22 protein-coding genes and 3 pseudogenes are annotated in these 21610 nt (G+C 38.3%); 23 read left to right on the forward strand and 2 right to left on the reverse strand.

Features of this window, described 5'->3' with window-relative positions; genetic code table 11:
• Positions 1-96: 96 nt before the first annotated feature.
• A complete protein-coding gene (locus T501_RS04345; protein ID WP_044913535.1) occupies positions 97-1689 on the forward strand; it encodes an ICP22 family protein in 1593 nt (530 codons plus the stop codon).
• 151 nt (positions 1690-1840) lie between these two features.
• On the forward strand, positions 1841-2698 hold the full coding sequence (locus T501_RS04350; RefSeq protein ID WP_044913537.1) for an aminoglycoside 6-adenylyltransferase: 858 nt from the start codon (positions 1841-1843) through the stop codon (positions 2696-2698).
• A gap of 218 nt (positions 2699-2916) precedes the next feature.
• Here T501_RS04350 and T501_RS04355 read toward each other — a convergent pair whose 3' ends face one another.
• Entirely contained in the window at positions 2917-3981 is a 1065-nt protein-coding gene (locus T501_RS04355; RefSeq protein ID WP_044913539.1) for an ATP-binding protein, read from the reverse strand.
• Between the two features lie 330 nt (positions 3982-4311).
• On the opposite strand from T501_RS04355, the gene T501_RS04360 reads away from it, so the two are divergent.
• The 7 genes and pseudogenes from T501_RS04360 to T501_RS04390 all read left to right on the forward strand — a co-directional run bounded on the left by T501_RS04360 (position 4312) and on the right by T501_RS04390 (position 9686).
• Positions 4312-5289 (forward strand): aminopeptidase, encoded by a 978-nt coding sequence (locus tag T501_RS04360; RefSeq protein ID WP_026511573.1) that lies wholly within the window; start codon positions 4312-4314, stop codon positions 5287-5289.
• A gap of 175 nt (positions 5290-5464) precedes the next feature.
• Positions 5465-5821, forward strand: a complete 357-nt coding sequence (locus tag T501_RS04365) for a hypothetical protein (RefSeq protein WP_026511574.1) — start codon at positions 5465-5467, stop codon at positions 5819-5821.
• 14 nt (positions 5822-5835) lie between these two features.
• Positions 5836-6384 carry a DUF2087 domain-containing protein gene (locus tag T501_RS04370; RefSeq protein WP_026511575.1) on the forward strand — a complete coding sequence of 183 codons (549 nt, stop codon included), beginning with the start codon at positions 5836-5838 and terminating at the stop codon, positions 6382-6384.
• A 313-nt stretch (positions 6385-6697) separates the two neighbouring features.
• Entirely contained in the window at positions 6698-7684 is a 987-nt protein-coding gene (locus T501_RS04375) for a serine hydrolase domain-containing protein (protein ID WP_044913541.1), read from the forward strand.
• Between the two features lie 176 nt (positions 7685-7860).
• Positions 7861-8511: pseudogene (locus tag T501_RS04380) on the forward strand (lactate/malate family dehydrogenase); the annotation flags it as partial.
• Between the two features lie 368 nt (positions 8512-8879).
• Positions 8880-9047, forward strand: a pseudogene (locus tag T501_RS04385) (ATP-binding cassette domain-containing protein); the annotation flags it as partial.
• Positions 9048-9089: 42 nt separating this feature from the next.
• Positions 9090-9686 (forward strand): hypothetical protein, encoded by a 597-nt coding sequence (locus T501_RS04390; protein WP_044913544.1) that lies wholly within the window; start codon positions 9090-9092, stop codon positions 9684-9686.
• A gap of 101 nt (positions 9687-9787) precedes the next feature.
• Here the strand turns inward: T501_RS04390 and T501_RS04395 are convergent, their stop codons facing one another.
• On the reverse strand, positions 9788-10639 hold the full coding sequence (locus T501_RS04395) for a LysR family transcriptional regulator (protein WP_044913546.1): 852 nt from the start codon (positions 10637-10639) through the stop codon (positions 9788-9790).
• 153 nt (positions 10640-10792) lie between these two features.
• Here T501_RS04395 and T501_RS04400 point away from each other — a divergent pair, with 153 nt between their 5' ends.
• The 14 genes and pseudogenes from T501_RS04400 to T501_RS04460 all read left to right on the forward strand — a co-directional run bounded on the left by T501_RS04400 (position 10793) and on the right by T501_RS04460 (position 21602).
• A complete protein-coding gene (locus T501_RS04400) occupies positions 10793-11650 on the forward strand; it encodes an aldo/keto reductase (protein ID WP_044913547.1) in 858 nt (285 codons plus the stop codon).
• Positions 11651-11715: 65 nt separating this feature from the next.
• The gene (locus T501_RS22005; protein WP_442856340.1) at positions 11716-12336 is read left to right on the forward strand and encodes a flavodoxin; all 621 of its coding nucleotides are present in this window, start codon (positions 11716-11718) and stop codon (positions 12334-12336) included.
• Positions 12337-12365: 29 nt separating this feature from the next.
• Entirely contained in the window at positions 12366-12812 is a 447-nt protein-coding gene (locus T501_RS04410; protein ID WP_044913548.1) for a flavodoxin family protein, read from the forward strand.
• A 528-nt stretch (positions 12813-13340) separates the two neighbouring features.
• Positions 13341-13439: pseudogene (locus T501_RS22830) on the forward strand (PDDEXK nuclease domain-containing protein); the annotation flags it as partial.
• Positions 13440-13454: 15 nt separating this feature from the next.
• On the forward strand, positions 13455-14018 hold the full coding sequence (locus tag T501_RS04415; RefSeq protein WP_044913550.1) for a hypothetical protein: 564 nt from the start codon (positions 13455-13457) through the stop codon (positions 14016-14018).
• A 24-nt stretch (positions 14019-14042) separates the two neighbouring features.
• On the forward strand, positions 14043-14594 hold the full coding sequence (locus T501_RS04420) for a GNAT family N-acetyltransferase (protein WP_044913552.1): 552 nt from the start codon (positions 14043-14045) through the stop codon (positions 14592-14594).
• Between the two features lie 79 nt (positions 14595-14673).
• Positions 14674-15333 carry a flavin reductase family protein gene (locus T501_RS04425; RefSeq protein WP_049946219.1) on the forward strand — a complete coding sequence of 220 codons (660 nt, stop codon included), beginning with the start codon at positions 14674-14676 and terminating at the stop codon, positions 15331-15333.
• Between the two features lie 496 nt (positions 15334-15829).
• Positions 15830-16495: a PBECR4 domain-containing protein gene (locus tag T501_RS04430; protein ID WP_044913553.1), complete on the forward strand. Its 666-nt coding sequence runs from the start codon at positions 15830-15832 to the stop codon at positions 16493-16495.
• Positions 16496-16608: 113 nt separating this feature from the next.
• A complete protein-coding gene (locus tag T501_RS22010; RefSeq protein WP_044913555.1) occupies positions 16609-17886 on the forward strand; it encodes a TOTE conflict system archaeo-eukaryotic primase domain-containing protein in 1278 nt (425 codons plus the stop codon).
• Positions 17887-18034: 148 nt separating this feature from the next.
• Positions 18035-18694, forward strand: a complete 660-nt coding sequence (locus T501_RS22015; RefSeq protein WP_050008134.1) for a phospholipase D-like domain-containing protein — start codon at positions 18035-18037, stop codon at positions 18692-18694.
• 180 nt (positions 18695-18874) lie between these two features.
• On the forward strand, positions 18875-19462 hold the full coding sequence (locus T501_RS04445) for a low molecular weight protein-tyrosine-phosphatase (RefSeq protein ID WP_044913557.1): 588 nt from the start codon (positions 18875-18877) through the stop codon (positions 19460-19462).
• 136 nt (positions 19463-19598) lie between these two features.
• Positions 19599-20261 (forward strand): YkgJ family cysteine cluster protein, encoded by a 663-nt coding sequence (locus T501_RS04450; RefSeq protein WP_044913559.1) that lies wholly within the window; start codon positions 19599-19601, stop codon positions 20259-20261.
• Between the two features lie 66 nt (positions 20262-20327).
• Positions 20328-21098 (forward strand): PHP domain-containing protein, encoded by a 771-nt coding sequence (locus T501_RS04455; protein WP_050008135.1) that lies wholly within the window; start codon positions 20328-20330, stop codon positions 21096-21098.
• Between the two features lie 138 nt (positions 21099-21236).
• Entirely contained in the window at positions 21237-21602 is a 366-nt protein-coding gene (locus T501_RS04460) for a hypothetical protein (protein WP_044913561.1), read from the forward strand.
• Positions 21603-21610: the final 8 nt, after the last annotated feature.

The raw sequence follows: 21610 nt of genomic DNA on the forward strand, positions 1-21610 counted from the left end.
ACTGTTTGTCATTTTTTTATTTTTTACTTTTAGTTTTATTTAAGGTTGGAGTCTTATAGTAGCGATAAAGAAAAACATATAAGGAGACTTCAATAAATGAAAATGAATAAGATAAAGAAATTTATATCTGTTGCAGGAATTATGATGATGTGCTTTTCGTTGTCAGCATGTGCAGATGAATCAACGGTAGCATCGGGGACAACTGTCATCGAGAATGAAGATACCACAACTGATGATACTAAGCAGGAGGATGCGAACAAGTCGGATGGAGAAAACAGCGAAGTAGAGGCTCAGGATGGTGAAAAGCCAGATGGAGAGATACCTCAGGGAGAAAAGCCAGATGGAGAGGCGCCGGGAAATCCACCCGATGGAGAGAGACCGGGAAATCCCCCTGATGGAGAGGCACCCGGAAATCCACCTGATGGTGAGCCTGAAGGAGGTGCTCCCGGAGGTGGATTTGGTGGTGGAAGCAGTAGTGCGGATATTGATTATATTGCATCAACAGTTATTTCTTCTGCGGATAAAGAGAGCGGAGAAAACTATGAGAGCACGACCGCTGATGAAAGTGCACTTCTTATAACTACATCTGATGAAGTGGAAATAACTGATGCGACTGTTACTAAAACAGGAGATTCAGATGGTGGAGATAACTGTAATTTCTATGGACTAAATGCAGCAGTTCTTGTAAAGGATGGCACAACAACTACTATAACAGGCGCAGATATTACATCAGATGCCGACGGCGCAAATGGGGTATTTTCCTATGGTGGTAATGGTGGAAAGAATGGCGAAGAAGGTGATGGTACAACGGTTGTAATCTCTGATTCAACGATCACAACAACAGGTGATGGTTCAGGTGGTATTATGACAACCGGAGGTGGAATCACAAAGGCTTCAAATCTTACGGTTACAACCAGTGGAAGATCTTCTGCAGCTATCAGAACTGACAGAGGTGGTGGAACTGTTACTGTAGATGGTGGAACATACACAACAAACGGGCTTGGATCACCTTCGATTTATTCAACTGCAGACATAACGGTTTCTGATGCAAAGTTAATCTCGAATATTTCTGAGGGCGTATGCATAGAAGGTGTTAACTCAATCACTCTAAATGACTGCGATCTCACTGCCAATAATACAGATACTAATGGGAATGCTACTTTTTATGACAGTATCATGATATACCAGTCTATGTCAGGAGATGCAGACAGCGGAACTTCTACATTCACGATGAATGGTGGAACTCTTACCAGTAAAAACGGTCATGTTTTTCATGTGACAAATACCAATGCTGTGATCAATCTTGATGGAGTGAATATTGTAAATGAGGATACTGATAATATTCTTTTGTCAGTTTGCGCAGATGGTTGGAACGGAGATTCAAATATTGCAACTATGAATGCAACAGGTCAGGAGCTGGAAGGAACAATTCTTGTAGGAAGTGATTCCAGACTCACACTTAACCTTACCAAAGGATCATCTTTTACAGGAAGTATCAGCGGAGAGATTGTAAATGCCAAGGGTGATACAGTTTCAACAGAGGTAGGGGAGGTTGCTGTTAAGTTGGATTCAGACAGCACATGGACACTTACTGCTGATACTTACATTTCATCTTTTGATGGAGATACATCAGGTATCATATCTAATGGATACAAGCTCTATGTCAATGGAGAAGAAATCAGTTTATAAGGATCCGGATTTCTGATATTTCTTGTTTGGGTATATGTTATGCTCCAAAACCATAATGCAAAATGATAAAATCATCATAAGTGATTAACCGCACGCGGTATCACCTGGATGAAAAATGTTTTAAGAAGCATTCTGAGAAAGTTGGGGCGATATGAAAACTTATGATGAGATGTATGAACTGATAATAAAAACGGCGAAAGAAGATGAAAGAATTCGCGCTGCAACGATGGAGGGTTCTGTAGTTACACCGGGAGCATTACGAGATGGTTTTTCAGATTTTGACATAACCTTTTTTGTTTCTGATATCAGAGAATTCACATCTGATAAGGATTATATGAAAAGATTTGGTGATATCCTTATCATGCAGACACCGGATGACTGGTACATGGAACCCTATGATTACAATGGAAAAAGTCGTTATGCTTATCTGACGCAATATAAGGATGGAAACAGAATTGATCTGACTTTTATTGATGTATCGGAAATAGGAAAACAGGAAGAATTTACCGAGCCTCGAACTGTACTTATAAACAAAGATAATTATAAAGAATTAAAAGACATTACGGCTAATGATGTATTTTTTATAAAAAAGCCCAGTGAATTTGAATTCTATAATACCGTAAATGAATTCAGGTGGGTCAGTAATTATGCCACAAAGGGACTTTGCAGGCAGCAGTTTTACTATGCGAAATACTCTATGGAGCATCTGATGATGGATATGTTCATGAAGATGATTAATTGGAAAATAGGAGTCTGCAATGATTTTAAGGTAACAACAGGCGCATTTTCCAAGTATCTCAAGAAATACCTGACTGAGGATGAAATGAACCGCTTTGAAAGAATTTTTGCAGGTGGGACATATGAAGATATGTGGGAGAAAATCTTCCTCATGTACGATTACTTTGAAGATTTATCGGTTTTTGTTGCGGATAAACTTGGGTTTGCACTCGATATTAATGAATCCAGGAATGTCCGCGACTTTATGAAAAGAAGACGTGAACTCTCATGAGAATAATTTTTTATACGAAGGTATTGCATTTTGTACATGACGCCTGCCGTTTTTGAGGGCTGTTTCCTCTTTTGCCCTCAAAAAGTCATAGGTTTTTGTTTTTCTTCAGAAAAACAGAAACCGTACCGGACTAGGTTCTCGCGAAGCGAGGGACGTATCCTGCCAAAGGCAGGATTTTTGAGGGCTATTTCCTCTTTTGCCCTCAAAAAGTCATAGTTTTATGCTTTAAACTCCGGAAGGGGACCAAGACTTTCAACAAACTCCTTAAATCTTGGAAGGCAAATAGAAATACTGCCACGGTTTGAAGCATCAATAATTCCTTTTTCTATTAGTCTGCTTCTTGGAATTGACCAGGAACTATGTGTAGATTTTGTTATTTCAAGTAGTTCTGTCACCTCCATTGTTTCCTTTTTTATAATGAATTGCAAAAACCATTTATCCTTCGGGGCAAGCTCGCTCCATATTTTTTTATAGACCTTCTCAGAAAGCATCTCATCGAATTTCCTTAAGACTTCTTTTGTCAGATGCTTTTCCTTTGAATCCCACATGTATTTACCAAGAGTCTGATAAGCGTATGCATAGCCCTTAGTTAAAAAAGCCATTTTTTCAGCTTCTTCAAAATCGATTCCAAGCGTATCCTGATAATCATCTCGTATGTAGGTCATGTTAAGAGGTGACATCTCGTATTTGCTTGCCCTAAGGAAAAAGGTAAGTCCATCAGCATTCTCCAAGCTTTCTATATCCTCATAGAGACCGGCAACAATTACAAAAATAGGAAGTTCTTCTCGTATATATATTTGGAACTGCTGAATAAAATCGATGATTCCTTTTGCCTTTCTTGCTTCATCTATTGTGACAAGGAGTCTTTTCCCTCTAGCTTTTAATTCTTTAAGCAGAACCTCCAACGCATAGTCCAGACTTGCTACAGGTTTTTTCTTAGCTATATTTAACCCAATTCCAAAAGCTGTAAGATTAAGATTTGCATCTATAAATTCAGATATCATCGGAACTGAACTATATAAATGTGCAACGAGCTCACTTATTATATCTGAGTCAGATCTGATATCTATCACTATCCAATCATCGTCTTTTTTAAAGTGCTGTTCAATCGCAGTCAAGGTTACTGTTTTTCCGGTTCCTCTTATTCCTGTAAGCTTAAATGCCTGCTCGTCCGGAGCATCACTTTCCAAATCTTCTGCAATGCTGTCAATTATGTAATTTCTGCTAAGATACTTTGACGGTATCTTTCCAAAACTTATAGTATATGGATTCTTTGTTGCCATGAAATTTTTACCCTTTGTAATAGTTATATAATTTGCCTACAACTATATAATACTATATAAAAATGTCATTTTCCAGAATATCTATATAAATCTATATAAAAATTCCATATTCTAGAATGCCTATATAATATCAATAATATATTTAGATGACTATCTAAATAATATTGACAATGTATATTTATAGATGTATAAATAAAAAAATAATTAGACATGCATCTAAATAGATAGCAATAGATTCGTAAAGCGTAATAAATGGAATCTATGGTCACCACAAGATTTATCAAAAAATGTCTTGTGCTCAGATAAAATTAAGAATTTAGGAGAATGGATATGAATCAAAACATTATTGAAAAAATGGTTAATGCCATGAAGATAACCGGTGATGACACAGTTTTACTTAATTACTGGAGTGAGGGTGATGACAGTGATCTTAAACTGTTTGAAAGTGTTTTCAGTGACAAAGGGGTAAAATATAAGACTATAGATTTCACAGAAGAATATCTGATTCAGCTTGCACAAAATGGAGCTGAAAATATAAATGACAACTTTTTTAATCCTTATAAAGAGTGTACAGTTGTTGTAGATATACTTCAAAGACCTGCGGGGATGCCACCAAGAGGGCTTGATAAAGAAAAATATCCTGCTTTTGCTGAGGTTCTCAGGGCGTTGTTTTCATTCATGAGCAGTCATGATAAGTTAATACAGATTACTATGCCATCACAGACTAACGCTGCACTTGCCGGCGAAAACTTTGAAGAGTATAAGGTTAAAATGGAGAATGCTTTTAATGTGGATTACGAAGCACTTGCCGCAGACTGCAAAAAGAAGATTGACAGCTTTAATACAAATAAAATAACAATAAGAACCGGTGAGGATTGCACTCTGGTCATGGATGTTACAGGAAGAGAGTGGATCATAGATGCCGGCGAGGGTGCTTTTCCCTGTGGAGAGATTTATATAGCACCTTTAGAAGATAAGACAAGCGGAACTGTTTTTTATAAGAATCTGTTCATTGAAGATGTTGGAGTATTTGATGATGTTATAATTACTGTGAAGGATGGGCGAGTGACAGACTCTAACTGCACAGCTTTTAATGAGTTTCTTTCCGGGCAGGAGGAAGGAGCCAGGGTAGTCGGAGAGCTTGGAATAGGCATGAATCCTGCTGTGACATACTCCGGAAAAGGGGCATCTCTTGATGAAGATGCACTTGGAACATTTCATATAGGACTTGGAATGAACTATTTGTTTGGCGGAACTAACAAAACCCGTTTCCATATGGATTTTGTTAATTTTGGAGAAATTCTTTAAAGCCAGATTTTTGCAGGCTATTTCCGCTTTTGCCCGCAAGAAGTCAGATTTTTAATACATGCAAATAAAAAGGATAAAATTATAGCAGCAGGTAAATAACAGTAAATGGCCTAAAGAGCAGTGAACTTTCTTCATACAAACACAACGAACATATTGATGAAAAAGGACTTGTATTATGGAAAGCAAGATTAAAGAACTAAAAGAATTTATGGCAAAAGGGAAGAAAGAAGCGCAGGCGCAGATAGCTTCTCTTATGGCTGACGACAGAGAGGACGAAGCGAAAGCATATCGCGCGGCACTGAATATTTATGATGTTTTCACGTCACTTATTGATGTTCCGTTAAAGCAATCCGGTGGAGATGAACAGGCTTTTAAAGATGGCTTTAAGAAGCTTTCAGTTAACATTCCTACGCAGTGGAGGAATTCTCTGTCTAAAGCAAAAGAGCATGATGACGCAGAAAAGATCATGATAGAAGAAGCAAAACTAAAGGTAGCAGACAGTATCATAGCGAAATTTGACGAATTATTTTGAGCCGGGAGGGGTATATGACAGATAAGGAAACAATAGCCTTTTTTAAATGTCTTGCCGATAAATCACGCCTGTCTATATTAAAGTCGCTTATGGTGGAAGATATGTACGTTGAGCGGCTGGCAGAGCGTTTGGAGCTGACCTCTGCCACAGTTTCCTTCCATCTTAAAAAACTTGAAGATGCAGGCGCGGTCAAATCCTACAAGGAACAGTACTATACCATGTATTCCATAAATAAAGAGCTTTTTTCAATAAATATCATTGATATATTAAGTGAAAAGACCTCCGAAAGTGAATTACAAAAAGAGCGTGATGATGCATACCGCAAGAAGGTTATTGATGCTTTTTTCGAATATGGGAAACTCAAATCTATTCCCAGTCAGCGTAAGAAGGAAAAGATTGTTCTTGAAGAAATAGGAAAAGCATTTAAGAAAGGAAAAAAGTATACGGAGAAAGAAGTTAATTTAATCATTGCCGATTTTCATGATGATTTTTGTACTCTTAGAAGGGACATGATCGCAGAAGGAATTTTGGAGAGAAAAGATGGTGTGTATTTTCTTTCATAATAGAGAAAAAGTTAATTGAAAAGACTTCGCTATTGACTCCCAAACCATGGAAACCTCCGGTGGCGCAAACTGTTTAAATGAATAATCTTGTTTTTTCCTAAGATGCCTAAAGATAAATCTGCATTCATCTCGGTTTTTGGGGCAAATCAGATTGGAGAATTACGGACACAGTGGACTATAAAATGAGTTATGAGCATATAATATAGTGCTGACATTTGTAAGTTACTTGCAATTTTACTTGAAAAGAATTTTTAATTCGATTAGCCTTTTCTTAGGACGTCCAAATCTTACCTAAGAGGAGGCTTTTTGATTTATGAATAAGGAGCAACTGCATAACTTCATTTTGCAAAGCACAGGAAATGAGAGCAATATCTGTCAGATATATGCCATCAAAGATGGAAAAACTGCATTCGATGATTGCTGGCATGGTTTTAAGACCGAAGATGCGATGAATGTCAATTCCGTAACCAAAGGAATCATGGCGCTGCTTGCAGGTATAGCTATGGACATGGGATACATAAAGAATGTTGATCAGAAGGTTATGGATTTCTTTCCGGATTATACTGTTAAGCGTGGGGAGAAAACAATCTATGAGGTGACAGTCAGACATCTTCTTACGATGACTGCTCCATATAAGTACAAATCTGAACCATGGACCAAAGTATGTACATCAAATGACTGGACACTGACTGTGCTTGACTTTCTTGGAGGTCGCAAAGGTATAACAGGAGAGTTTAAATATGCCACGCTTGGGATTCAAATTCTTGCAGGCGTAATAGAGAGATCCACCGGGGAAAAATGCATTGATTTTGCCAATAAATATCTTTTTACTCCACTGGGGATTTCTGAACGGATACTGCATGGTGACAGCTCCAAAGAGGATCAGTTTGATTTCTTTATGAATAAGAATCCTAGAAAACCTGAGTGGTATTCTGATCCGCAGCAGGCGGTGACTGCAGGCTGGGGATTGTGCATGTCTGCAAAAGAGATGGCGGTAATAGGAGAGCTTGTGCTTAATGGCGGAATGTATGATGGGATAAGAATAATATCGGAAGAATACCTGAGTGATATGCTTAAAGTCCATCTTAAGCTTGATGAGAGAATGGGATTTATGAACTATGGATATCTGTGGTATAAACCTTTCGATGACAGGGATGTTTTTGCAGCGATAGGTGATTCCGGTAACATTATCTATGTTAATAAAGAAAAGAATATTTCTGTAGGCATGACCGGAACATTTAAACCCAGGATTTTTGACAGAGTGCAGTTTATAGAAGGAAAAGTCCTTCCGGTTATCTGAATGTAACTTTGAAATAAAAGCTTTTGGAATTCCTTTTTAGAAACTCAGCGCCTTTGCTTCAAAAGAGCTAAGGCTGTCGAGAGTTCTATTTGCGTAAAAACTCTGAGTAATGGCATTTTAAGTAAAACTTGATTGTTCATCTGTATGCACCAGCCACAATTAAGAGACGACTCTGAATCTTCAAGGCTATAATTCCACAGATAGCTGAGGTCAATAAGGACGCAATAATGCTTATAGTGGCAAATCCTGTGGATGTTTTGACATATGCAGCCTGGAAGCTTTCTGGATATCCGGAAAACAGAGTGTTTGGCTCAGGTACAACACTTGATACTGCAAGATTCAAATACCTTCTTGGACAGCATCTTTCGGTGGACAGCAGATCTGTACATGCTTTTATTATTGGGGAGCATGGAGATAGCGAAATTGCTGCATGGAGCAGTGCAAATGTATCAGGAATACCTATTCATGATTTCTGCGAGATGAGAGGACATTTTGAGCATGAGAAAGCCATGAAAGAAATTGCTGACAATGTCAAGAATAGCGCATATGAGATAATTGAGAAGAAGGGGGCAACCTACTACGGGATAGCAATGTCGGTGAGAAGAATCTGTGAAGCTATAGTACGTGATGAGAAGACAATTCTTCCTGTGTCAAGTATTCAGCATGACAATCATGGTATTTCAGACGTCGCACTGAGTATGCCGGCCATAGTAGGAAAGAATGGGGTTGAAGGAACCGTTCCGATCAGCCTGAATGAAAATGAAGAAAAGGCTCTAAAGCTATCGGCAGATACGCTTAAAAGCGTAATAAGTGAAACTATGCTATAAGAAGATTTTAAATATCATGATTATGATAGATTCTCTAAAAGAAATCGAAAAGTAAGTGTAAAACAGTCCTTTATCAGTGTAAGTGATGAGGTCTGTTTTTTTTATTGGCAAGTGGAAGCGAGGATATGGATGCCTTATATGAAATATTTAAATTTTATTCTATTTTAATATTTTCTATCAATATACACGTTATAATCAATATAACGTATATTTTTTTTGAAATGTGGAGGAGTATTGAATAAGGGGCATTCCCCTTGTTTACAGCAGGAATGTTCATAAGTCTGTTTCTATAGTTGTATCATATTTTCTGCTCAGAAAAAGAGAACCGGACTTCTGATAAAAAGTTTTTGGAAATATGAGGTGGGGAAATGGAATTATTAAGAATAGAAAACGTTGAAAAGTATTACGGCAAAGAGGGCAATATTACCAAAGCCGTTGATGGTATATCTTTAAGCGTGGAATCCGGTGAATTTGTGGCTATTATGGGGGCATCGGGAAGCGGAAAGACCATACTTATGAACTGTGTATCCACGATAGCTTTTAAGCATTAAAATATACATACAGGAGGATAAGTTTATATGACGACTAATCAAAAGAAACAGGCAAGCTTATTGATAATGATTCACTTGGCACTAATGGCATTGATGATGATCGGTACCATGGGAGCCATGATACATTTTATTATCGACAGCATTAATGCCAATGCCGCAGGCTTTTCAAATCAGGCCAATGCGTTTATGATGCTGGTGATTCTGGCTATGCTGATCGTCGGTATTTTATACCTGGTAAAGGGATATACAAAGCAGGCAGCAGTATACTATAAACTGTTCCTGATCCTGAATGTTGCAGTATGTGTACTGACGATCTTTATTGATCTGTGCTTCTATCAAGTAAATATATGGATGATCATTATCAGTGTCCTTAATGTCTGTAAGACTATCCTTCTTCTCCTTATGGCTTTTGGAAAAGACCTTGGAGAGAAAAAAACATGGACGATATTCTATATGCTTCTGACAGCAGATGGAATAAAGCTGATCTTAGCGATTATAAATATGGTAAGTATCGGGTTTGATTTCAGTTTTGCGGGATATGTTACCGCTCTGATTTCTGATGGGACGATCGGATTGGCTGCCAGAGGCAAGTATGAGAACAAAAAGATGCGTGGAAGGACATGATTTGTGTTGTAAATAACATTGGAGACCGGATATGACAGGTAAAACAAATGAGTTTAAGAAACTTGCCCTGCTTGCGAAAATGAAAAAACTTATTTGCAGAGCTATTTTCTAACTTTGTATTTTAAAGCTATTTTCTTATCTGAGATCAAATAAAAAACAACAGTGGCACTGTCATCCGTAATCGGAATGAGCACTCTGCCTGGGATGGATCTGCCGGGGAGATTCATGCTTTCATAAGTGCGAATTGTTATATCGGTGGCAAAATTAGGCAGAATTGAGGATTCTATAAGTTGTTCAAGAGCGTCATAGTCGTTTTGTATTATGAACTTTGAATCGGGCATTTCTTCCCTAACGAGTTTATCCCATATTCCTACTTCAGACAGCATTAAAAAGCTTTCGCCGTTTAGTTCACGGAAAGAAAGCTTTTTCTTTTTTGCAAACCGATGGCTCTTTGGCAGTGAAACGTAAAGCTGTTCAGAATCATATTTTTCGCAAATGAATTCATCATCCTCTAATGGACGGGAAAGGATAATGAATTGATATTGGTTGTTCCTTAGACCGGATATCAGTTCATCTTCTGGCTTGTTTTCTGAGATTATTGACATGTCAGGGAATAGTGCTGAAAGAGAAGGGATAAACTCCATAAGAGGTCCCGGACCAACAGAACCGACTGCGATAGTTCTTTTACTCCTCTCAAGGGCACGAAGGTGATCTATCATGTGCTGTTCTTCATTTAGTATGCGTCTCGCGTAATCTGCAGCCAGTAATCCATTCTCGTTTAATGATAACTTGTTTTTGGTGCGCTCAAATATCGGAACTCCGAGAAGTTCTTCTAATTTCTGCATGGATCTTGTAAGTGATGGCTGAGTCAGATGCAGTTCTTCTGAAGCCTTTGACAAAGTACCGTATCTAGCGAAAGCATCTAATTGTTCAAGTAAATATATCTCTATCATATGAAAACTCCTTGGAATAACATTACTATACGTTTTAAGTATAGCACAATACCCAATTGGCATTGTACATATAAAAAAGCTGCTGATAAGATGGGATTGTAGGAACAAAAATATTTGACTCGTTGATCTTTATATTAACAGGAGGTATACAAAATGGAATACGTAACACTTAATACAGGAGCAAGAATGCCACTTGAAGGCTTTGGAGTTTTTCAGATTCCTGATGCAGCAGAATGTGAGAGAGTAGTTTACGATGCCATAAAGACAGGCTACAGACTTCTTGATACTGCAGCATCATATATGAACGAAGAGGCTGTCGGACGAGGAGTTAAAAAAGCTATTGAAGATGGCCTTGTAACAAGAGATCAACTTTTTATCACAACCAAAGTATGGGTCAGCGATATGAAGACTGAAGAGACTGCATATGAAGCAGTAAAGACTTCCCTTAAGAAGCTTGATATGGGTTATGCAGACCTTATTCTTCTTCACCAGCCTATGGGAGATTACTTTGCAGCATACAGAGGAATCACAAGAGCATATAAAGAAGGCCTTACAAAGGCTATCGGTGTAGCTAACTTCTATCCGGCTATTCTGGCTAACTTCTGTGAAACCGTGGAAGTGATCCCTGCAGTCAATCAGGTGGAGCTTCATCCTTTCTTTGCACAGGAGGGCGCCCTTGAGAACATGAAAGCCTATGGAGTAGTACCTCAGGCATGGGGACCTCTTGCGGAGGGAAAACATGGTATTTTCACAGATCCTGACCTTACAGCAATTGGAAATAAGTACGGTAAGAGTGCTGCACAGGTAGTCCTTAAGTGGAATGCTCAGAGAGGCGTATCTATTATTCCAAAGTCCACACATGTAGAGCGTATGGAACAAAATATTGATATATGGGATTTTGATCTTACAGATGAAGAGATGAAAACAGTAGCTTCCAAAGACCTTGGACACAGCGAGATTGTAAATCATGATGATCCTGGTTTTGTAAAGTTTGTACTCAACCTGCACTAAGAGTATTACGGCACTTGTTAATTGAATTAGGGAATGATTTATTGTAAATGAAAACAAATACGATTGTGAAAGTTTTAGTTGATATCGGGATGACCATAATATTGATGCTGCTTATGGCTTATGAGCTTGTGGGAAGACAGGCTCATGAGTGGCTTGGCATGGGAATGATGGCTCTTTTCATCCTGCATCATGTGCTCAACAGGAAGTGGTCTAAAAGCATATTTAAAGGAAAATACGCATTGTTCAGATTATTTCAGACCATAGTTGTATTAATAATACTTATAACTATGCTGGGCTCCATGATAAGTGGAATCATGCTTTCGGAGTATGTATTTGCCTTTGTAAACCTAAGCAGCGGATATGAGATATTCCGAAATATCCACATGTTGAGCGCCTATTGGGGATTTGTATTTATGTCCATTCATATCGGAACAAATGTGGGTGTGATGACAGATCCTATCTGGTGGGGCATTGCAGCCTGGCCTGTAAATGAGTTCATTACATCTAATGATTTCTCGGGCAAAGCAGTAATTCCTTTCTGTACTTCATCAAGTTCAGGACTTGGACAAAGCGGTGAATTATTAGAAGAGATGGCCGGAAGCGGAACATGGCAGGAAGGCATGAGATTCCGCTCAGGAGTATCCGAAGAAGATGTGACAAACTGGGTAAAAGGTCTGGAATTCTAATATAACAGCAAAAAGATGGAGGATATAAAATGAGCATTTTATTTATCAATGCAAGCCCAAATAAAAACGGAAATACAGCAGAATTGGCGAGGGAACTTCTTGACGGCAAGGAATATGAGACATTGAACCTGATCGATTATAAAATATATGCATATGGACAGGAATATGCTGATGATCAGTTCGATGATATTGTCGAAGCTATCAAAAAGGTGGACACTGTAGTTATGGGTTCACCATTATATTGGCATAATATATGTGGCTTGATGAGAAATTTTCTTGACCGCTGCTATGGACCAATCGGACAAGGTGAGTTTAAAGGAAAGAAGCTGTATTTTATAATGCAGGGGGCTGCTCCGGAGAAATGGCAGTTGGAAGCCTGTGATTTTACAATGTCACGTTTTGCTGGACTATATGGTTTTGAGTATAAGGGGATGATTACGGATTCTAAAGAAGCTAAGAACATTAGAATGGAATAGGTTTTGGAACTGATGAAAGAGCGTTAAGGCACAGGGCGTATAAACTATATGGTTTATGCGTCTTTTTCTTTTACTCAAAAGTACAACGTCATCGTACTTTTATCTTCATAAGTCCAATTTTTGGTAAGACAAATAAGTGGTAGTAGATACTTTATCATTTCTCAGAATCAAAAATGTGCCTGACTTTTTGACTACTTTTCATGTCCATGATTTTCCCAGATATTCGTAGCTATTACAAAAACTGTGATATTATAGTTCTGTCACCGTGATATGTGAACACTTTTCTAATCCCGCAACGGTGCGCATTACAGGGAATAACCCAGAATTTCAAGGAGCAAAGATAAATGATAAGAATTCTATTCGTCTGCCACGGCAGGATTTGAAACGACCTAAAGAAATGACGGAAACAAGCCATTCTTTCTATAGGCTTTATTCTGAAGAGACAATCACGCCACAAGCTGTGGCGCAATTAGGTGAGGTTGAAATTACGCCACAGGTTGTGGCGCAAATGAATATCTTTATGATTCCGTAGGTATATCAGAGTATGAATTATCGGATCTTATGCCGGAGAATTTCAAAGGGACTTTACCGTCTATTGAAGAAATAGAACGTGAATTAAAAGAATAAACGTGAGGGTTAGATATGTATTATCATGCTTCCCAGGTTGAAGGAATTAAGCAATTAGAGCCGAGGGTATCGGATCATCATGTTCCGCTGGTTTATTTCTCGACTAAAAGAGAAAATACGCTTGTTTATCTTAGCAATGCTATAGAGAAGTATTGCAGGGAAACAGGCTTTGTCTATGATGGAATATGGAAGAAATGGGGACCGTACGGTTTTACCAAAGATGGGATACAGCAGCTGCAGGAGTATTATCCTGACGCGCTTGAAAAGACATATAAGAGTGTTTCGGGATATATCTACAGCGTAGAAAGTATTACAGATTCCGGATTTGAAATCAGGATACCGGATGCTGCATCGAGCTCCGAACCTGTAAAAGTAACAGGTTCGGAGTTTATTCTGGATGCATATCAAGCAATTCTCGAGGCAGAAGAAAAAGGGCTTATAGCAATCATGAGATACGATGAAATGTCTGAGAAGATGAGAGAATGGAACAGAAGAACAATCCTACAAGAATATGAAGAAGCTGTAGACCATCCAGAATATCGTCATTTTCTGAAGGAAAATTTTACGTACATTCAATAAGTATGGAGAAGGAAGTATGATCTTATGCCGGATTATTCAGAGGTCGTGATAGAGACAAGCAATTTGATCATGAAAAAGGCTGTATTTGGTGACTGGGAGCAGCTGTACCGAAATATAACAAGCCGACCGGAGTCTGCCATATATATGCTATGGAAGATCGATGATTCTGAGGAAGAATCAAAGGACAGGATGCTTCGGACTCTTGATTTTCAAAGTAAAGAAAAGTATGCGCTTACCGTATATCTGAAAACGGAAAGCGGATTAGAGGCCATTGGATGGGCATCCATGCGTGAGGTCAATACTGGTGTATATGAGGATATGGGAATCGCCATTGGACCGGACTTTGTCGGAAAAGGATATGGAAAACAGATTCTAAATGCATTGTGCGATGAGGCAAGAAATCAAGGTGCGAAGGAGTTTCACTGTAGTTGCCGTGAAAAAAATCTGGCTTCAAGAGGATTGCAGGATGCATGCGGGTTTAAGTTTGACTACAGGTCTGAGGAGAAAACAGACCCCAGAACGGGAGAAATATACGTGGTGGTGAACGCTAAAAAAGATCTTCAGTATGTAGTTTGATCATCTCGAATAGTCGAAGGTTGTCGATAAGACTGAAGTTAATTCTTATGTTGGCTTTTGTAAGGAGGGAAGGAAAAAGATGAAATACCAATACAAAGAAATGCCTGAATCTATGAGTGGGACATACGGAGAATTTGCAAAAAACTTCGGATTTGATTGGAAAGAATTTATAATGGGAATACCGACACCGATGTTTCTTGTCACAACCTATAAATCTAATGGACAGCCAAATGCTACGATGCAGTCATGGGCAGGGTTTACGAGTGCGAATCATGGAGGCGGGTATTACGTGATTCTATGCAGTGTGAATAAGAGAGGACATCTTTACCAAAGCTTAAATGAAAAGAAGGTAGCAGTGCTAAATTTCATGTCATCTGATTTATACGAAGCCTGCATGAAGACAATACAGAACAATCAGTTCGAGGCGGATGAGATAACTTCGTCAGGGCTTACTGCGGAGAAAGCTTCATGGGTAGAAGCGCCGATGGTCGCTGAATGTTTCATGAACCTTGAGTGTAGGTATTTGTGGGAGAAAGAAATTGTACCGGGTGATGATCATGTTATGATCTGCCTTGAAGTCGTAGGCGGGCATATAGAGAAGGATTATATGGAGGATATGTTTGGAGATAAAGGGGTTCTTTACAATGTCCATTATCCGATAAATCCGGAAGACGTGAAAGAAAAAGGTTGCGATTATGTGGCTGCACTTAGGAAAGTAAATCAATCCTACGAATATTGATGAGATATGAAATATATGCGCAAAACTACGATTGAAAAAACTTCTGAAGTGTAAAGGATACGAAAAATGATAAAGGTACTTTTCATCTGCCACGGCAGGATATGTACCCGCTTCTAAAAGTGGCATAAATAAGCCATTTCCGGGTAGATGGATATCTGATTTACACCTCGTTTACAACTTTTGATGGTGAACTCCCGACTGTAGTATAAAACGTAACTAAAAATTCAATTATTTTTGGATATATTACGCATTGATTTTTTTGTTTATAAAAGGTACATTTTATTTAAGAAAGCGTGCTTTCTTAAGTGAGGCTAACACTATAATCTGAAACACTTGTCGATTGATGATGCAATCGATAGTTGGCAGGCAACACTAAAACCTGTACTTTGCTTTATAGCAGTTGGCAGACAACACTAAAATTAGCCATTAAAGAGAGCGAGTCACACAATGGTGTGACCACTCTCTTTTAAAATGTAAAGATTTTTTAGGAGCTTATATGAGCGGATATACCATAGATGAAGCTAGAAGAATTGCTATAAATTGCGCGTCAAGTTATAAATCATCTCTTGAGGATAAGCAGTTTATCATTATCTATAGAGACAAAGATACAAATATGATTAAGTACATAGAAGTTGTTTTTCTCGCAAGAAACTATCAGCATTTAACAGGTCTTAATATGATTGATGAGGCTGGCAAACTTCTTGATCATCATTCAGAATTCTTTTATAAAAAATGTGTTGAGAAAAAGCTTAGCTGTGATGAAATAGTAATGCGAATGGATGGAACCACTCAGCTTAAGCTTGAAGCTCTTCCAGCAATAACCAAATTTACATCTATAACCAAAATAGTTGGTGATAGCAACAATAACCAACCATATCTATACGTAGAAAAAGTGGTAGGTGGTGTAAATTTATGCTTAGGTCTCAGAATGGACGAGAAAATACATGAATATGTACCTGTATCAGCATTAAAAAAAGACATTAAAACATTAACAAATGCTCCGTCCCAAGTACTTGCTATATTTGAACGTGATTATGGAGATAATAAAGTATATTCCAAAATACGACATGTAGCTAAGGGGCTAAATTTAGGTACAATAAAATTCCCCACGGAAGTTTCTGATAAAATTTCACTAGAGAATTATATGCCAAAAAAGTGCTGAAACATGTGGGGTTATCTGCTATTATAATTATATGAATCGTAGTGGCTATCTTCGGATTACACTTGGAAGAACCTGATGCATCGGGTTCTTTTTTTATTTTGAAAGGAATAATTATGCGTCCGACAGAACATGACCTTAATTCTTTGAGAAATATAATAAGAAATCTTCAGGATGAAAATTCAAATCTCAAAAAGCTATTAGATGAAAATAACATTTCCTACAGTGCAGATAATGTAATCGATACTGTCGACATTTCCGATGAATACGATGATGATCAGGCAGGTAGAATTATTCATACCACACCTGATCTTGATATGGCCAAAGAATTCTATAGCTATTTCTGGGGACGTACGGATGTTTACGCAGTGCGTGGCAAAGTGGGCGGATATTTCCCTCGTTGCAAAGCATGGTGGAATAATTCCTCTTGCCCTAAAAAAGCCGACAAGAAAAAATTCTGTGATGAGGATTGTATATATAAGGAGTGGGATGAACTGGTTCCATGGAAGATTCTTAATCATCTAAAAGGTCAGAGAGATGATTGTACGGATGTTATAGGTGTATATCCTTTATTTCCCAATAACACATGCCGTTTTCTGGTCTTTGACTTCGATAATCATGAAAAGGACGCTTATAAAAACGACGATGCTAATACAGACGATTTATGGAAAAGCGAAGTCGATGCGCTTCGTCATATTTGCAAGCTTGCCAATATTGATGCACTAACTGAAAGATCACGCTCTGGAAAAGGTGCTCATATATGGATATTCTTTAAAACTGCAATTCCAGCAGCTTTAGCGCGTAGCTTTGGATTTGCCCTATTAGATAGAGGTGCTTCTTATATCAATCTCCCCTCTTTTAAGTACTATGACCGTATGTATCCTTCCCAGGATGTTTTGAGTAAACTAGGAAATCTTGTCGCACTACCTCTTCAGGGTCGTGCGTTACTCAGAGGTAATAGCGCATTTATTGATGAATCTTGGAATGCATATCCCGATCAGTGGGAAAAGCTAAGATCCATGAAGAAAATTTCATTAGAAGAAGTCTCTTCTTATTTACAAGAGTGGAACAAGGAGCAGATGTCCCTTATACCTGTAACTAAATATGCTAAAGATAATGGGCAAATACGTCCTTGGAAAAAGGATGAACGTTTCTTTGCCCAAAATGTTATAGGAGGTGAATTACACATAGTATTAGATGATGGTACTTATGTGGATGCACTTAATCTGTTGCCTCCCATCCAAAATCAGATTAAAGGTATGGCAACAATAGATAATCCTGAATTTGCCAAGAATAAGCGTATAGGGCATTCAAATTACTACAATTTAAGTACTATATCCATGTGGAAAGAAACTGAAGGATGCCGAAATACTGTATTCCTTATTACAAGGTAAGGCGGATCATGTTTTCCTGATTTATGGAGGGCAAAGTGCTAAGCAGAATCAGGAAATAAAAGAAAAAAAGATTTCCATTCCTAAAGATAAGTCTCTTATTCTTATAGCTACAGGCCAAAAGATAGGTGAAGGATTTAATTTCCCGAGATTGGACACTCTCCTGCTAGCTGCACCTATCAAATTTGAAGGCAGGCTGACACAATATGTCGGCAGACTAAACAGATCCTATGATGGCAAAAAGGATGTTATCGTTTATGACTATGTTGATACACATATAAGCTTTTTTGACAAGCAATACAAAAGCAGACTCAAATCATATAAAAAGATGGGATATCAGATTATTTCCGAACCGATAGTAACCAAGCAAGTAGCCAATGCTATTTATGATAGCCGTGACTATATGGAAATATTTGAAAAGGATATGATTGAAGCAAATAAAGAAATCATCATTTCAAGTCCTAATATAAGCAGAATGAAAGTTGAAAGAATGATTTCTCTAATAAAACATCGTCAGGAATCAGGTGTTGCAGTGACGGTCATAACAAGTAGCCCTGATATGGTTGGGTATGGTGATGCAATTGACATACATATCCTTATAGATGAGATGAGGCGAAGCGGAATTATTGTCAGAACCACTGACAACGATTGTGAGCATTATGCTGTGATAGATAAAAAGCTTGTGTGGCATGGCGGAATGAATCTATTAGGAAAAGCTGATTTTTATGACAATCTTATTCGTGTAGAAAACGAGCAGGCAGCTGCTGAATTGCTAGAAATTACTGAGCAAGTTCTCGTTGGTAAGAGATGATAAAAAATGCCTGTAGTAACTTAAGGATATGGAAATATAGGCAGGAAGCTTTAACTATTCCTTCTTGACTCCATATTTCATATTATTCATAAATCTGTGCTATCATAGTCCTATTGCGACGACAGATAGGCATCGAAAAAAATATCCGGCACGTCTCGGAATATTCAGGAGTAATAATACATGATAAAAATACTATTCGTCTGCCACGGCAATATTTGCCGTTCTACAATGGCAGAATTTATAATGAAGGATATTGTTAGAAAACAAGGTTTGGAAGAAGAATTTCATATTGAGTCGTCAGCAACACATACTGATGAGATATGGAATGGGCAGGGAAGTCCTGTGTATCCACCGGCAAGGGAAAAGCTTAAAGAGCATGGAATCGGAACACCTGAGAATGAGCTTGGGGTAAGTATGAAACGTGCAAGGCTTACAAGTAGGACTGACTATGATAAGTTTGATTTTATCATCGGTATGGATAGTGCAAATATCCGCAATCTGGAGAGGCTCTTTGGCGGAGATCCTGAGAACAAAGTTTATAAGATGCTGGAATTTGCAGGGAGAAATGGTGATGTGGCTGATCCATGGTACACCGGTAATTTCGATGATACGTGGGATGACTGCTCAGAAGGATGTCATGGTCTCTTTAGAAAAATTGTGACAGATCCGGAATATTCAAAGATTCTTAGTGAGAGTTTGGATTTTGATGAAGAGGATTATGATGATGGCGACAGAGGCTTGATATTTGATGACTTTCCGCGAGGATGACAAGACCTGATGTTTGATGGTTTACTATGAGGATGATAAAGGTCTGATGTTTGATGACTTTCCGCGAGGATGATAAAAAGTCTGATATTGGATTTTTTGTGAAGATAATAATGACTTATATTGGAGTTTTAGGTTTATGATAAGAGATGTTGAATTGGACAGCATATCAGACGGCAGAAAATATGAAGCCGGTGATTTGGCAAAACTTGGCGTCGGTGATTGCAGTGGCTGTCATGCCTGCTGTTGTGGCATGGGAGATACTGTTGTCCTTGATCCATACGATGTTTTTAGTATGGAAAAGGGGCTGTCGAAGAAATTTGAAGAATTGCAGAAAGATAGCATTGATCTGAGAGTTGTTGACGGTATAATTTTGCCATGTCTTAAAATGACGGGGAGTGCCTGTGGTGAAAATGAGGCCTGTATTTTTTTGAATGATGAGGGAAGATGTAGTATTCATGCATTTCGCCCGGGATTCTGCAGGCTTTTCCCTTTGGGACGCATTTATGAAAATGAAACTCATAAGTATTTTCTTCAAGTTGATGAATGTCAAAAGGAGAGACAGGCAAAAATCAAGATTAAGAAATGGATCGGAACACCGAATTTTGCTCAGTATGAAAAATTTGTAGATACCTGGCATTATTTTATAAAAGGTATTTCTGAGAGAACCGGTGAGATGGGAGAAAATCAGTTAAAGGCAGTAAATATGGGACTTCTCCGTACTTTTTATGCAATGGATTATGATGTTAATGCGGATTTTTATCCCCAGTTTTACGACAGACTCGCGCGAATAGGGTTATAGGGTTCTGCTTTTTTAAGAAAAACAATGAATTTTACACGACTATAAATGAAGGATATGGCATAAGAGATGAACTACGTTTATGAAACACATTTACACACAAGAGAAGGGAGTGCCTGCTCTTCGACGGCTCCTGAAGATTACATCGAGTATATGATCAAATGTGGTTATAGTGGCTTTATCGTGACTGATCACTTTTTTAACGGAAACAGTTGCATTCCCAAAGAGCTCTCATGGGAGGAGAGAGTAGAGAGATATTGTCAGGGATATGAGAAAGCACTTAAGGCGGCAGAGGGAACTGAACTCACGGTTATGTTTGGAATTGAGTATAATTTTCAGGGTGATGAATTCCTTCTTTACGGGGCGGATAAAAAGTGGCTTGTGGACAATCCTGATTTATTGGAAAAATCGAGATCTGAGGTTTATGAGCTTGTGCATCAATATGGCGGAATAATGATTCAGGCTCATCCCTACAGAGAACGAGGATATTTGTCAGAAATTCACCTGACGCCCTCTGCAAGCGATGGAGCAGAAGTATATAATTCGGGGAATCCTGATTGGCAGAATGCCCTTGGATATCAATATGCATTAGATCAAAACCTCACAATGGCAGCAGGATCTGACATACATGCATTATCAGTGATAACGATGGGAGGCATGAGTTTTCCTTACAAAATATCATCAATTGAGGAATATGTAGCTGCTTTTATGAGAGGAGACGGAACACCGGTGTTCAAAGTAGATCCAAAGTCACAAGACAGTGAATTTATAGAGGTCAGGAATTCCAAGTCTCTTACTCAGATTTCACAGAACGAAACTCTTCCTGTGATCTGGCATTAAAGACCGGAAATATAAAAATATAATTTACATTAAAAATTCACATTTTGATGATATCATAAAAATTGTTTTGAGATTATTGTATGGGTAGTATAATATTCTCAGGCAATATAGTTATTATTCGTTTGGGAGGAGAATGGTATGAGTCAGGAAAAAGTTGATGCTTACAAGAAGGAAAAGAAGGGCAGAAAGGCCAGACTTGCAAAGCACAAGAGAAATATGAAAATAGCAAAAGGCGTTTCAGTTTTGGTCTTAGTTGCTGTTTGTGGTTTTGCAGGTTGGAGAGTGTATGCTTCAAATCATCAGGCTGAACAGGTTGCTGATACTGAGATTTCTGAGGATGTAGTTCCTACTTCTGATACTGCTGAAGATGTTAATGCAACGGCAGGAGATACTGAAACAACAGAAGAAGCTGCTTCAGAGACTACAGATGATACAGCAGCAGAAGCTGCATCAGAGACAACAGATACTGATGAAACTGCAGAAGACGCTTCTGAGAATAATTAAGAAAACTT

The organism is Butyrivibrio sp. WCE2006, from assembly GCF_000701985.1.
GTDB lineage: Bacteria > Bacillota > Clostridia > Lachnospirales > Lachnospiraceae > Butyrivibrio.